Origin of the sequence: Kitasatospora sp. NBC_00315 (assembly GCF_041435095.1) — a bacterium.
In the GTDB taxonomy this organism is placed as follows: domain Bacteria; phylum Actinomycetota; class Actinomycetes; order Streptomycetales; family Streptomycetaceae; genus Kitasatospora.
This window is the reverse complement of the sequence record NZ_CP108025.1, coordinates 4,219,857-4,233,067: the sequence shown is the minus strand read 5'-3', so window position 1 is coordinate 4,233,067 and position 13,211 is coordinate 4,219,857. Positions and strand designations below refer to the sequence as shown.

At 73.7% G+C, this 13,211-nt stretch carries 12 protein-coding genes and 1 tRNA gene; 7 read left to right on the top strand and 6 right to left on the bottom strand.

Going from position 1 to position 13,211, the window contains the following annotated elements:
* Nucleotides 1-8 precede the first annotated feature (8 nt).
* Both OG823_RS17240 and pyrE read left to right on the top strand, forming a co-directional pair.
* Nucleotides 9-1,025, top strand: a complete 1,017-nt coding sequence (locus OG823_RS17240; RefSeq protein ID WP_371480462.1) for an SRPBCC domain-containing protein — start codon at nt 9-11, stop codon at nt 1,023-1,025.
* Nucleotides 1,026-1,122: 97 nt separating this feature from the next.
* On the top strand, nt 1,123-1,674 hold the full coding sequence (gene pyrE / locus OG823_RS17235; protein WP_371480461.1) for an orotate phosphoribosyltransferase: 552 nt from the start codon (nt 1,123-1,125) through the stop codon (nt 1,672-1,674).
* 162 nt (nt 1,675-1,836) lie between these two features.
* Here the strand turns inward: pyrE and OG823_RS17230 are convergent, their stop codons facing one another.
* Nucleotides 1,837-2,562, bottom strand: coding sequence for a DedA family protein (locus tag OG823_RS17230; RefSeq protein WP_371480460.1), 726 nt, complete (start codon nt 2,560-2,562; stop codon nt 1,837-1,839).
* A gap of 319 nt (nt 2,563-2,881) precedes the next feature.
* Between OG823_RS17230 and fbaA the strand changes: the two genes are divergently transcribed.
* From fbaA to OG823_RS17215, 3 genes are all read left to right on the top strand, one after another.
* Nucleotides 2,882-3,904: a class II fructose-bisphosphate aldolase gene (gene fbaA, locus OG823_RS17225; RefSeq protein WP_371480459.1), complete on the top strand. Its 1,023-nt coding sequence runs from the start codon at nt 2,882-2,884 to the stop codon at nt 3,902-3,904.
* A gap of 174 nt (nt 3,905-4,078) precedes the next feature.
* Nucleotides 4,079-4,510 (top strand): DUF3151 domain-containing protein, encoded by a 432-nt coding sequence (locus OG823_RS17220; RefSeq protein ID WP_371480458.1) that lies wholly within the window; start codon nt 4,079-4,081, stop codon nt 4,508-4,510.
* 227 nt (nt 4,511-4,737) lie between these two features.
* Entirely contained in the window at nt 4,738-5,682 is a 945-nt protein-coding gene (locus tag OG823_RS17215; protein ID WP_371480457.1) for a DUF3152 domain-containing protein, read from the top strand.
* Between the two features lie 16 nt (nt 5,683-5,698).
* On the opposite strand, the gene OG823_RS17210 is transcribed toward OG823_RS17215, so the two are convergent.
* From OG823_RS17210 to purS, 5 genes are all read right to left on the bottom strand, one after another.
* Nucleotides 5,699-7,561 carry a hypothetical protein gene (locus OG823_RS17210; protein WP_371480456.1) on the bottom strand — a complete coding sequence of 621 codons (1,863 nt, stop codon included), beginning with the start codon at nt 7,559-7,561 and terminating at the stop codon, nt 5,699-5,701.
* Nucleotides 7,562-8,049: 488 nt separating this feature from the next.
* Nucleotides 8,050-8,904, bottom strand: a complete 855-nt coding sequence (locus OG823_RS17205; protein ID WP_371480455.1) for a sterol carrier family protein — start codon at nt 8,902-8,904, stop codon at nt 8,050-8,052.
* Between the two features lie 111 nt (nt 8,905-9,015).
* A complete protein-coding gene (gene purL / locus OG823_RS17200; RefSeq protein ID WP_371480453.1) occupies nt 9,016-11,271 on the bottom strand; it encodes a phosphoribosylformylglycinamidine synthase subunit PurL in 2,256 nt (751 codons plus the stop codon).
* Complete coding sequence (gene purQ, locus OG823_RS17195) at nt 11,271-11,948, bottom strand: phosphoribosylformylglycinamidine synthase subunit PurQ (RefSeq protein WP_371480452.1); 678 nt, start codon at nt 11,946-11,948, stop codon at nt 11,271-11,273. Before purQ ends, purL begins: the two co-directional genes overlap by 1 nt.
* Nucleotides 11,945-12,196, bottom strand: coding sequence for a phosphoribosylformylglycinamidine synthase subunit PurS (purS, locus tag OG823_RS17190; RefSeq protein WP_073929151.1), 252 nt, complete (start codon nt 12,194-12,196; stop codon nt 11,945-11,947). The genes purQ and purS overlap by 4 nt, the downstream gene beginning before the upstream one ends.
* Before the next feature lie 452 nt (nt 12,197-12,648).
* Between purS and OG823_RS17185 the strand changes: the two genes are divergently transcribed.
* Together OG823_RS17185 and OG823_RS17180 are read left to right on the top strand one after the other, a co-directional pair.
* On the top strand, nt 12,649-12,966 hold the full coding sequence (locus OG823_RS17185) for an Lsr2 family protein (RefSeq protein ID WP_073929152.1): 318 nt from the start codon (nt 12,649-12,651) through the stop codon (nt 12,964-12,966).
* Between the two features lie 134 nt (nt 12,967-13,100).
* Nucleotides 13,101-13,173, top strand: a tRNA-Gly gene (locus OG823_RS17180).
* Nucleotides 13,174-13,211 lie beyond the last annotated feature (38 nt).

Sequence of the window (13,211 nt, the reverse complement as noted above, 5' to 3'; positions counted from 1 at the left end):
CTCGCAGCATGGAGCATGAGGTTGTCGTCCCGATGCCGGCCGCGACGGTCCGGCAGGCCCTGCAGGATCCGGCGCTGCTGGCGCGCTGCGTCCCCGGCCTGAGCACCGAGCCGGCCGCGGCCGGCAGCGGGCAGGCCGAGGAGATCAGCGGGCGTCTCAGGCTGCGGATCGGCACCTCGACGATCACGTACCGGGGGGTGCTCTCACTGATCGAGGGCCGCGAGGGCGTGCTCACCGCGTTCGCCGAGGGCCAGGAGGCCCGGGGCAGCGGCGAGGCGACCGCCACCGTCCGGATCGCCGTCACCGAGGGCTCCACCACGCCCGGCGAGGAGCACGCGACCGTGCGCTTCACCGCCGACCTCACCGCGACCGGGCGGCTGACCGAGTTCGACGCCGAGGTGCTGGCCGCCGCCGGACGCCGCCTGCTGGACCGCTTCGCCGCGGCGCTGGCCTCCGAGGGCGCCGATCCGGGCGAGGAGGACGAGGACGGCCCGGACGAGGAGGGCGCCGACGGGCCGGAGGCCACGGTGCTGTTCCTGGAGGACCGCGCGCCGACCGGTGAGGAGGCCGGCCCGCTCGGTGAGGGCTTCGAGGAGGCCTTCGGCGACGACTCCCTGGACGACGACCTCTCCGATCTGATCGCCTTCTCCGACGCCGACGCCGAACGCTTCGGCCTCCCCACCGGAAACGGCTCCGAGGAGGAGACCGGCGTGCCGGCGGGCGCCTCGGGCGAACTCCCCCACGACTACGACGACGAACCCGTGCTCTCCGGCCCGGTGCGGCGCAGCATCGTCGGCCGCTCGGCCGAGGAGGTCGACCACGCACCGCCGCGCGGCCGGTACGCCCCGGCGCTGCCCGCCCGCAGCGCCCGGGCGCGGGCCGCGTCCCGCTGGGGCGGGGAGAGCGGCGTGTCGCCGCTCGGCGCGGTCGCGGGCGGCCGGCCGACGGTGCCCTGGGTGATCGGCGGCGGCGTGGCGCTGCTGGGCGGCGCGGTGGTGCTGGTCCGCGTCCTGCGCCGGCGCTGAGTCGCCGCCGGGCCCCGGCCACCGCCGGGTGGTGCGACGCGCCCCGGCCGGGCCGGCGGGCGGACCGCCGCTGCGACGGGCTCTAGACTGGCTGCTCATGAGCACCGACCTGAGCAACGACCGCGACGCCCTGCTGGCACAGATCAAGGACAAGGCCGTCGTGCACGGCAAGGTCACCCTCTCCTCCGGGCTGGAGGCGGACTACTACGTGGACCTGCGCCGCATCACGCTGGACGGCCAGGCCGCCCCGCTGGTCGGCACGGTCATGCTGGACCTCACCGCCGACCTGGAGTACGACGCGGTGGGCGGCCTGACCCTGGGCGCCGACCCGGTGGCCGCCTCGATGCTGCACGCCGCCGCCGCGCGCGGCCGTGAGCTGGACGCCTTCGTGGTCCGCAAGGCGGGCAAGGCGCACGGCCTCCAGCGCCGGATCGAGGGCCCGGACGTGAAGGGCCGCCGGGTGCTGGCCGTCGAGGACACCTCCACCACCGGCGGCTCGGTGCTGACGGCCGTCGAGGCGCTCCGGGAGGCCGGTGCCGAGGTGGTCGGCGTCGCGGTGATCGTGGAGCGCGGCGGCGAGCAGGCGGTCCGGGCGACCGGCCTGCCGTACTACACCGCGTACACGCTGGACGATCTCGACCTCGGCTGAGCGGCTCCGCACCGGGCGCGCCCGCGCCCCGTCCACGGGTGCACGGGTGCACGGGTGCACGGGTGCACGGGTGCACGGGTGCACCTCCCCGGACACCAGGACGCCCCGCACTGTTTCACGTGAAACAGTGCGGGGCGTCCTGGTGTCCGGGGGCCCGGGTGGTCAGCCCCGGCGGTGCCGGCCGCCCGCCTGGGCCGCCTCGGCGTCCTGCGGGGCGGTGACGGCGCCTCCACCGGCCCGCTTCTTCTTCCGCTCGCGCAGCACCTCGACGAGGATCGGCGAGACCGAGATCAGGATGATCAGCAGCATCGCCGGGATCAGGTACTTGTCGATGACCGGCGCCAGCGCGTCACCGAAGAAGTAGCCGATGAGCAGCATCGACTCGGTCCACAGCACGCCGCCGACGAGGTTCCAGACGAAGAACGTCCGGGCCGGCATCTCCAGGGTGCCCGCGACCGGGTTGAGGAAGGTCCGGACGATCGGCATGAAGCGGGCCAGCACGACGGCCTTGCCCGGACCGAACTTCGCGAAGTACTCCTCGGCCTTGACCACGTACTCCCGGCGGAAGATCTTCGACTCCGGCTTGTCGAAGAGCCGGGGCCCCACCTTGGCGCCGATCAGGTGCCCGAGCTGCGCACCGGCGACCGCCGCGATCGGGGTGCCGATCAGCAGCGCGACGATCGGCAGCCGGGCCCCCTCCCCGAGCACCGAGGAGGCCGCGCCGGAGGCGGCCACCCCGGCGAGGATCAACAGGGAGTCACCCGGGAAGAAGAAGCCGACCAGCAGGCCGGTCTCCGCGAAGATGATCGCCATCAGCCCGATGGCGCCGAGTGAGGAGATCAGCGATTTGGCGTCGAGCAGGTTGACGGCGAGCTGGTTGTAGTCCACGGCCGCAGGATAGCGGTCCCGCCTTAACTCGCCCCGATGGCCTGTCGGGAGTCATGCCGTGGTCGCATACCGGGGCTGCCCGTCCCGACTGGCGGGCCATTGATGGACCAGCGGCACGAGTCTGGGAAGATGGCACAGGCGTCCGGTCCGTGGTCGCGATCACCCTCTTTGCGACCGGCGGGGGCGCCCCCGAAGCCCGGTACCCGAAAGCCGAGTCGCAGAGCCGCGTCGGCCCCCCGGTACCTCAGGTCGTACCGAAGGCGTACACAGCGTCGGACATCCCCGTCCGTACGCCGCAACCCGACAGGAGCGGATTCGCATGCCCATCGCAACTCCCGAGGTCTACAACGAGATGCTGGACCGGGCCAAGGCGGGCAAGTTCGCCTACCCGGCCATCAACGTCACCTCGACGCAGACCCTTCACGCGGCCCTGCGCGGCTTCGCCGAGGCGGAGAGCGACGGCATCATCCAGATCTCCACCGGTGGTGCGGAGTTCCTGGGTGGCCAGCACAACAAGGACATGGTGACGGGCGCCGTGGCGCTCGCCGAGTTCGCCCACATCGTGGCGGCGAAGTACGACATCACCGTCGCGCTGCACACCGACCACTGCCCCAAGGACAAGCTGGACGGCTACGTCCGCCCGCTGCTCGCGATCTCCGCCGAGCGCGTCGCCAAGGGTCTGAACCCGCTGTTCCAGTCGCACATGTGGGACGGCTCCGCCGAGACCCTGGCCGACAACCTCGCCATCGCGCAGGAGCTGCTGGCCCAGGCCGCCGCCGCCAAGATCATCCTTGAGGTCGAGATCACCCCGACCGGCGGCGAGGAGGACGGTGTCACGCACGAGATCAACGACGAGCTGTACACCACCGTCAACGACGCCGTCCGCACCGCCGAGGCGCTCGGCCTGGGCGAGAAGGGCCGCTACCTGCTGGCCGCCTCCTTCGGCAACGTGCACGGCGTGTACAAGCCGGGCAACGTCGTCCTGAAGCCGGAGCTGCTCGCCGAGCTCCAGGCCGCCATCGGCGGTCAGTACGGCAAGCAGGACCCGTTCGACTTCGTCTTCCACGGCGGCTCGGGCTCCACCCCCGAGGAGATCGCCACCGCGCTGGAGAACGGCGTCGTGAAGATGAACCTCGACACCGACACCCAGTACGCCTTCACCCGCCCGATCGCGGACCACATGTTCCGCAACTACGACGGTGTGCTGAAGGTCGACGGCGAGGTCGGCAAGAAGAACACCTACGACCCGCGCACCTGGGGCAAGCTCGGTGAGGCCGGCATGGCCGCCCGCGTCGCCGAGGCCGCCCAGAGCCTGCGCTCGGCCGGCACCCGCCTGAAGTAGGCGCCCGGCCGGAGGACGGCCGACCGCACCACCCGGTGGCCCCGGCCCGGACACGTGTTCCGGGCCCGGGGCCACCGTCGTCCGGGCCCGGCGGACCGGCGCCCGGCCCGCCACCGCTCCCGGCGGACCGGCCGGCGTCACCGGAGCGCCCGCTCCTGGTGGTTCACTGGGGGCATGAGCGCACACGAGAACCCTCTCGGAGGCCAGAACCTCCTCGGGGGTCCGCCCCCGACCCACCTGCCCGTCGAGCCCGCCCCGCTGGAACTGCTGGCCGGCGGCGCCTCCCCCGCCGAGGTCGCGGCGAAGTACCCGACCTCCTCGCTGGCCTGGGCCCAGCTCGCCGACGACGCCTTCGTCGCCGGCCGGGTCGTCGAGTCGTACGCCTACGCCCGCACCGGTTACCACCGCGGCCTGGACTCGCTGCGACGGGCCGGCTGGAAGGGCCACGGGCCGGTGCCGTGGGACCACGAGCCGAACCGCGGCTTCCTGCGCGCCCTGCACGCGCTCGGCCGGGCGGCCGCCGCGATCGACGAGAAGCAGGAGGCGGAACGCTGCGCGCAGTTCCTGCGCGACAGCTCGCCGACCGCCGCCGACACCCTGGGCTGAGGACCGGCCCCTCCCGCACCACCCGGGCGGCCCGTCCGACCGGCCCGCCCGTGGCACCCGCGCCCCCGCTCTCCGGCCGTCGTCAGGCCGGGCGGCGGGGGCCGTCGTCGCCCACCGCGTGCGTGGACACGGACACGGTCCGCGTGCCAAGGTGAGAGCGCGACGGGGGCGCGCACAGTTGTTCGTATGCTCGTCGACCCTGCCGGTCCGACCAGGAAGCGTACGACGTGCGAGCAGCCCGCCCCACCGAGAGTTCCGCCCGACGAGGCCGCCGTCGCAGCTCGCGTCCAGGCCACCGGAGCGCGGCGCGACGGAGGGGAGCAGCCCTGGTCCTCGCACTGGCCGCCTCGGTCACCGTCCTCGGCGCCGCGGTGTGGGCGCTCGACCGGCCCGCGGGACCGTCCGCACCGGCACCGGCCGCCCAGCGGCTCTCCGACCAGGACGCGGCGGCCACGGCCGACCAGGCCGCCACTGGCCAGGCCGCCACGGGCCGGGCCACCGCGGGTCACTCCCCGGCACCGAGCGCCACCGCGCCCGGCCGTCCGGCCACCGCCCCGACCGCCACCCCGAGCCCCGGGGGGACGCCCACCGCCGCCCCGACCGCCGATCCGACCCACGGACCCGGCACCTTCACCGTCGCGCCCGGCGCCGCCGAACCGGTCGGCAGGGGCACCATCCGTCGCTACCGGGTCGAGGTGGAGGACGGCAGCGGGGTGGACCCGGCCGCCGCGGCCGCCCAGATCCAGGCCATCCTGGCCGACCCGCGCGGATGGACCAGCGACCGGCACAACGGCTTCCAGCTGGTCTCCTCCGGCGCCTACGACTTCACCGTGAAGATCGCCACGCCCGACACCGTCGACTCGATCTGCGGCGCCGGCGGGCTGGACACCCACGGCGAGGTCAACTGCGACGTGGGCCCCCAGGTCGTCGTCAACCTCAAGCGCTGGAACACCGGATCACCCCAGTTCGACGGTCCGATCGACGAGTACCGGGCACTGATCGTCAACCACGAGGTCGGGCACCGGATCGGCCACGGGCACGAGACCTGCCCCGGCCGGGGCAAGCCCGCGCCCGCCATGATGCAGCAGATCTACGGCCTCAAGGGCTGCGTGGCCAACGCCTGGCCCTACAGCCCCACGGGCGGGTACCTCGGCGGCCCGGCGGTGCCCTAGCCGGCCGGGCGAGAGCTCACGGCCGCACCGGCCCGCGGCCGAACCGCACCGCGGCGAGGCCGTCGGACATCCCGAGCAGCAGCAGCGAATCCCCCGCCAGGGCGAGCGCCTCGACCGGTGCGCCGAGCCGCAGCTCCCAGAGCGCGTCCGGATCGGCCAGGTACCGCACCCGCACCAGCCCGTCCGTCCAGGCGGCGGCCACCACCGGACCGGCCGGGCCGGGGCCCACCGCCACCGCCGTGACCGGGCACTCCCGCCGGTAGGCCGGCTCCGCCAGCGGCTCCGAGCCGGGCCCCCAGAGCCGTACGGCGCCGTCGGCGCCCCCGCTGACCAACGCCGGATGACCGGCACCGGCCGCACCCTCGCCACCGAGCGCGGCCGCGGCGAGCGCGGTGACCGGGCCGGTGTGCAGCCGCTCGGTGAGCACCGTGCCGTCCTGCGCCGCCCAGTGCACCGCGCCGCTCTCGTCGCCCACCGCGGGCGCCGCGCCCGGCAGCGTCGGCACCGCGGCCAGCGTGCTCAGCTCCGCTCCGGCCGCACCGCGCAGCGCGGCGAGCACCGCCTCCAGCGCCTGCGGATCGGCCGAGTAGCGGTCCGCGACGGACCGGGCCGCCGGGGGCGCGGCCTGGGCCGGCGGCGGGATCAGCACGGTGCCGCCGAAGGCGTCCAACAGGACCACGCCCCCGCCCGGGAGGGCCGCCATGGCGCGCAGTCGCAACTGGCCGCGCACCGGCAGCAGGCCGTAGGGGCGGCCGACGGCCGTCTCCAGGCTGCGCACGATGCCCGAGGGATCGGCCACCAGGAGCTGCCCGGCGTACGGGCCGTGCCCGGTGACCAGCGCCGCCACCGGGCCGGGCCAGGCCTCCCCGGCCGACTGCCAGAGCGCCCACGCGCCGGCCCAACCGGCCGGCAGGGTGGCGAGCCGGTCGGCGGCGGCGGGGTCGACGCCCAGCAGCCGGATCCGCAGGGCGGCCGCCCGCTCGGCCGGATCGGCCAGCGCGATCAGCGCGGGGCCGGCCTCCTGCCAGGCCCGCGCGACCGTCCCGTCCTCGCCCTCCAGCGCGGCCGTGACCGCGACCGGGCCCGCCAGCACCAGCAGCAGCGGGTCCGCCTGGAGCCGGCCGGCCGCGCCCTCCCTGGCCGCGGCCGTCCAGAACTCCGAGAGCACCTCCTCGCCCGCGCCCAGCAGATCGGGCCCACCGCCGGGGCCGGCCGGGATCCGGGCCGCCAGCTCCGCCAGCCCCGGCGGCTCGGCCTCCGCCGAACGTCCCAGTGCGGCACCGGGGTTGGGATAGGTCTCGTCATCGCCCCCGACCGCCAGGCACCAGCGCCCGAACCGCTCCCGGTCGGTCCACCGCGGATCGTCCAGCTCCAGCACCGCCTGATCGGCGGCCGGGCCCGGCCCGGCCGCGAAGGCCGTCGCCTCCGGGCTGCCGGTGGGCGCCTCCACCACCATCCGGACCTGCGGCAGCTCCAGCAGCGGCTGAAGGAGCCGCTCGACCAGCCGGGCCGGGTCGGCGGCCCGGTTCAGCCCGGGCACGCAGAGCACGACCGGCCTGGGATCCCCGGCCAGCACGGCCAGCAGCTCCGACACCGTGCCTGCCACCAGGCCGAGTTGGGCCGCGATCGACCAGAGGGCGGAGCGCGGCGAGTGGCCCGCGGCCGGCAGGACCACCCGCAACCGTCGGCCGGCCGGCGCCCGCTCGCCCGCGCAGGCGGCCTCCAGCCAGCCCAGCAGGTGGCTCTTGCCGCTGCCCGGTCCGCCGGACACCCGGCACAGCCGGGGGGCCCGCTCGTCCGCCAGCCAGCCGAGAAGTGCCAGCCCCGCGGGCCGGCGGCCCGCGCGAAGGGGCGGGATCCGCTGCCCTTCCTCCGTCATGACCTGCCCCTGTCCTTCAGTCCGTGCCGTCGTCGGTCCGTGTCGTCATCGACCGCTGTCCCGCCGAGGCATGACGTCGGATCGCACCCGCCCCCTCGCCCGGCGTGATCACCTTAGACCGACCGGCAATTGGGGGGTGGGTGAAGGAGCGGTGTTCGGGCCGAGTCTGGCAAGGCGGAGGATGGGGGTCCCCCCGGCCGAAGGCTGGGGGAGAGCAGCTGCGGCGACTGACGACAACGCAGTCCAGGCGACAGCCCGGGCGCCGCGACGCCGCCCCCCAATTGCCGGTCGGTCTTAGCCACCGCCGGCCGCCGGAGACCCGGCCGGTGGCCACGCAGCACTCCCGGTGGATGGGCGCGCCCCCGCCGCCGCCTCCGACCGGACCCTCGCCCGCCGACCGGGCAGCGGCTCCGCGCGTTCACCGGCGCGCCACCCCGGCGCCCAGGACCGTTCGGCGGGAGCCGACTCGGCCGAACCGGGCAGCCGGTTCAGCGCAGGACCGGCAGGTGGGCGCTCAGGTCGCTGCGCTCCCCACTGGCGCTCACCTCGGCGCCGTCCACGGCGGCCGCCCAGGCGAGCCGGCCGGTGGCGAGCCGGATCCAGGTCAGCGGGTCGGTCTCGACGACGTTCGGCGGGGTGCCCCGGGTGTGACGAGGCCCCTCCACGGCCTGCACGACCGCGTACGGCGGCACCCTCAACTCCACGGCCCCGCCCGGCGCCTGGGCCGCCAGCGAGTCGGCCAGCAGTCGCACCACCGCCGCCAGGGCCTGCCGGTCGTGGCGGAAGCCGTCCGCCACCGGGTCCGCCACCGAGCCGTCGGACCGCACCGCCGCCACCAGGTCGTCCGCGTGCACGACCGTCTCCACCAGCCGGGTGACCAGCATGTCGGAGAGCAGCATCGAGCCGAGTCCGATCTCGAACCGCCGGGCCGGATCGGTCACCTCCGGCCCGCTCAGCAGGGCGAACAGCGCCTGCGCCGCGCGGTCGAACTCCGCCGCGACCTCGACGGGCGGGCCGTCGAAGGCGTCCGCCGCGTACGCGCGGGTGCCGGCGTCCAGATCCGCCGCCAGGGTGCCCACGCCCGCCACCCACTGCGTCAGGCCGAGCGGGGCCGCACCCGTCAGCGGATCGTCGATGTGCCAGGGCACCCAGCCGATCTGCCGGGCCAGGTGCGCGACCAACTCCCGGATCCGCCAGTCGCCGAGCGCGGTCGGCCGAGCGAGAAGTCTCTCGGCGTCCGGGCGCTCGCACAGTGCGTGGACGGCGGCGCGGAGCGCCTCCACCTCGGCGGCCAGCGCGGCGCGCACCTTGACGGGGTCGTAACTGCGGGGCTTGGGCGGCATGGCGGCAGGCTACCGCCGATGCGGCCGGCGGCGCAGCGGCAATGTCCGTGAACGCCCGAGGGGCGGCCCGCGCGACTGCGCGGACCGCCCCTCGGGTCGCCTGCCCGGTGATCAGGCGAGCAGCGCCTCGATGACGCCGGTGTGGGCGTCCTTCAGCTCCGCCAGCGAGACCGTGAACTGGCCCTGGACCTCCAGGACGTCGCCGTCCACCACGCCGATCCGGGTGGCCGGCAGGCCACGCGCACCGCACATGTCGTTGAACCGGAGCTCCTCGCTGCGCGGGATCGACACGACGGCGCGACCGGCGGACTCGGAGAACAGGAACACGAACGGATCCAGCTCGGCCGGCACCACGATCCGGGCGCCGTTGCCGCCCTTGAGGCAGCTCTCCACCAGGGCCTGGGCCAGGCCGCCGTCGGAGAGGTCGTGCGCGGCGTCGATCATGCCGTCGCGGGAGGCGGCGATCAGGATCTCCGCGAGCAGCCGCTCGCGCTCCAGGTCCACCTTCGGCGGCAGGCCGCCGAGGTGGTCGTGGACGACCTGGGACCAGGCCGAGCCGCCCAGCTCGTCGGCGGTGTCGCCGAGCAGGTAGAGGTGCTGGCCCTCCTCGGCGAAGCCGATCGGGGTGCGGCGGGTGACGTCGTCGATCACGCCGAGCACCGCGACCACGGGGGTCGGGTGGATGGCGGTGTCGCCGGTCTGGTTGTAGAGCGAGACGTTGCCGCCGGTGACCGGGGTGCCGAGGATCTGGCAGGCGTCGGCCAGGCCGCGGGTCGCCTCAGCGAACTGCCACATAACGTCCGGGTCCTCAGGGGAGCCGAAGTTGAGGCAGTCGGAGACGGCGAGCGGCTTGGCTCCGCCGGCCGCGACGTTGCGGTAGGACTCGGCCAGGGCCAGCTGCGCGCCGGTGTACGGGTCGAGCTTGGTGTAGCGGCCGTTGCCGTCGGTGGCGACCGAGACGCCGAGGTTGGTCTCCTCGTCGATCCGGACCATGCCGGAGTCCTCGGGGGTGGCCAGCACGGTGTTGCCGATCACGTACCGGTCGTACTGGTCGGTGATCCACGCCTTGGAGGCCTGGTTCGGCGAACCGGCAACCTGCAGCAGGGCCTCCTTGAGGGCCTCGCCGGTGGCCGGGCGCAGCAGGCGCTCGGCGGTCGGGGCGTCCGCCTGCAGCGCGTCCTGCCAGCTCGGGCGGGCGAAGGGGCGCTGGTAGACCGGGCCGTCGTGGGCGACGGTGCGCGGCGGCACGTCGACGACCTGCTCGCCGTGCCAGAAGATCTCCAGGCGCTCGCCCTCGGTCACCTCACCGATGACGGTGGCGATGACGTCCCACTTCTCGCAGATCTCCAGGAAGCGCTCGACCTTGCCCGGCTCCACGATCGCGCACATGCGCTCCTGCGACTCGCTCATCAGGATCTCCTCGGGGGAGAGCGAGGAGTCGCGCAGCGGGACGGTGTCGAGCTCGACCCGCATGCCGCCGGAGCCGGCCGAGGCCAGCTCGCTGGTGGCGCAGGACAGGCCGGCGCCGCCGAGGTCCTGGATGCCCAGGACGAGCTTCTCGGCGAAGATCTCCAGGGTGCACTCGATGAGGAGTTTCTCCTGGAACGGGTCGCCGACCTGGACGGCCGGGCGCTTGGCCGGGCCGGTGGCGTCGAAGGTCTCCGAGGCGAGCACGGAGACACCGCCGATGCCGTCGCCGCCGGTACGGGCTCCGTACAGGATGACCTTGTTGCCGGCGCCGGAGGCCTGCGCGAGGTGGATGTCCTCGTGCTTCATGACGCCGATGCAGAGCGCGTTGACCAGCGGGTTGCCCTGGTAGCAGGGGTCGAAGACGACCTCGCCGCCGATGTTGGGCAGGCCCAGGCAGTTGCCGTAGCCGCCGATGCCCGCGACGATCCCGGGCAGCACGCGCCGGGTGTCGGGGTGGCCGGCCGCGCCGAAGCGCAGCGGGTCCATCACGGCGACCGGGCGGGCGCCCATCGCGAGGATGTCGCGCACGATGCCGCCGATGCCGGTGGCCGCGCCCTGGTAGGGCTCGATGTACGACGGGTGGTTGTGCGACTCGATCTTGAAGGTGACCGCGTAGCCCTGGCCGACGTCGACCACACCGGCGTTCTCGCCGATGCCGACGAGCATGGCGTCCGAGGCGGGCGCCTTCTCGCCGAACTGCTTGAGGTGCACCTTGGAGCTCTTGTACGAGCAGTGCTCCGACCACATGACCGAGTACATCGCGAGCTCGGCGCCCGTGGGGCGGCGGCCGAGGATCTCGCGGATCCGGGCGTACTCGTCCTCCTTGAGGCCGAGTTCGGCCCAGGGCTGGCCGGCGTCCGGGGTCTGCTCGGCGTTCTTGACGGTGTCGAGAGTCATCAGGCGTTCACCAGCTGCTTCAGTACGGAGGTGAAGAAGCCCAGGCCCTCGGTGGTCGGGCCGGTGAGCGGCTCCACGGCGTGCTCCGGGTGCGGCATCAGGCCGACGACGTTTCCGGCGGCATTGGTGATACCGGCAATGTCGCGGTACGAACCGTTCGGGTTGACGTCCAGGTAACGGGCGACGACCCGGCCCTCGGCCTCGAGCGCGTCGAGGACGTGCGCGTCGGCGACGAAGCGGCCCTCGCCGTTCTTCAGCGGCACCACGATTTCCTGGCCGGCCGAGTAATCGCCCGTCCAGGAGGTGTTCACGTTCTCGATCCGCAGCTTCTGGTCGCGGCAGACGAAGTGCAGCGAGTCGTTGCGGGTGAGCGCACCGGGCAGCAGGTGCGATTCGCAGAGCACCTGGAACCCGTTGCAGATACCGAGGACGGGCATTCCGAGCCTGGCCTGCTCGATGATGGTGTCCATCACCGGCGAGAAGCGCGAGATGGCACCGCAGCGCAGATAGTCGCCGTAACTGAATCCGCCCGGCAGGACGACCGCGTCGACCTGGTGGAGATCCTTGTCACGGTGCCAGAGGGCGACCGGCTCGGCGCCGGCCAGGCGGACCGCGCGCTGGGCGTCACGGTCGTCGAGCGAGCCCGGGAAAGTGACGACGCCGACGCGGGTGGTCACGAGGACTCCTCCACTCGAACGGTGAAGTCCTCGATCACGGTGTTGGCGAGAAAGGTTTCGGCGGCTTCGCGGATGCGGGCGAGCGCGGCGTCGTCGACCGGGCCCTCCAGCTCCAGCTCGAAACGCTTGCCCTGGCGGACGTCGGCGATCCCGGCGAAACCGAGACGGGGCAGTGCGCGTTGCACCGCCTGTCCCTGGGGGTCGAGGATCTCCGGCTTGAGCATGACGTCGACTACGACGCGTGCCACTGGCACTCCCGGTGGTGTCTTCGTGAAGGCGGGGGAACTCCAGACTACCGGGGGTTTGGGGCCGGATTGCGGCCCGGCCACCGCGACGCGCGTAGACTCCCACCCCTTACGACAGGGGTGTCCGGTACCCCGGAGACCCCCGGCCGCTGTCCCTTTTCACCGGATTCGAGTGCGTTCCGGAGAACACCCGAATACGGCACTCCGGACAGATCGACCATCCTCCGCCGCCGGTATCCAAACCTCCGTGAATCGCGTGAATATCCGGAAAAGAAAGCGGGACTCTTCGATTTCGGGCCGCTTCGGGTGCAGAATAGGGCCACCTGCTGCGGCAAGTGCTGCGTATCCGGCATGGCATCCCGCCTGCCCGTATGCGCTTGCGCGACTGGTGCACATCGGGCCTCAGGAGCGCACCCCGTGCCCTGCGGCCGAATTGCCCGAGAGGATTGACACCCATGGCTCAGCGTGTAGTCGTCACGCTCTCCGACGACCTGGACGGCGGCGCGGCAGCGGAAACCGTCCACTTCGGCGTCGACGGGAAGTCGTACGAGATCGACCTGTCCCTGGACAACGCGGAAAAGCTGCGGGAGGCGCTCGCACCCTTCGTCGCCGCCGGCCGGCGTCAGAGCCGCACCGGAAAGTCCTTCCGCCGGACCGCCCTCACCCCGGACCCGGCCGCCGTGCGCGCCTGGGCCCAGTCCCGCGGCATGGAGCTGCCGGCCCGCGGCCGCATCCCCAAGCACGTCTACGAGTCCTTCGCCGAGGCCAACTGACCCAGAGCCCCGGAGCCCGGTCGCCCCGCCCGCCCGAAAGGGTGGGGCGACCACCCCGGCCGATGGGGTAATGTATTCCTCGTCGCCGCAACCGGAGCACCGGCCAAGGCGATCGGCGCCTCACAGGGCACCGTGCGGACGTGGCTCAGTTGGTAGAGCATCACCTTGCCAAGGTGAGGGTCGCGAGTTCGAATCTCGTCGTCCGCTCGTAGTAAGCATCACCGGAGTGCGCGGCACCACGGTGG

Coding starts and splice junctions, on each gene's coding strand:
- OG823_RS17240 (WP_371480462.1), top strand. CDS start 9: ATGGAGCATGAGGTTGTCGTCCCGATGCCGGCCGCGACGGTCCGGCAG.
- pyrE (WP_371480461.1), top strand. CDS start 1,123: ATGAGCACCGACCTGAGCAACGACCGCGACGCCCTGCTGGCACAGATC.
- fbaA (WP_371480459.1), top strand. CDS start 2,882: ATGCCCATCGCAACTCCCGAGGTCTACAACGAGATGCTGGACCGGGCC.
- OG823_RS17220 (WP_371480458.1), top strand. CDS start 4,079: ATGAGCGCACACGAGAACCCTCTCGGAGGCCAGAACCTCCTCGGGGGT.
- OG823_RS17210 (WP_371480456.1), bottom strand. CDS start 7,561: ATGACGGAGGAAGGGCAGCGGATCCCGCCCCTTCGCGCGGGCCGCCGG.
- OG823_RS17205 (WP_371480455.1), bottom strand. CDS start 8,904: ATGCCGCCCAAGCCCCGCAGTTACGACCCCGTCAAGGTGCGCGCCGCG.
- purL (WP_371480453.1), bottom strand. CDS start 11,271: ATGACTCTCGACACCGTCAAGAACGCCGAGCAGACCCCGGACGCCGGC.
- OG823_RS17185 (WP_073929152.1), top strand. CDS start 12,649: ATGGCTCAGCGTGTAGTCGTCACGCTCTCCGACGACCTGGACGGCGGC.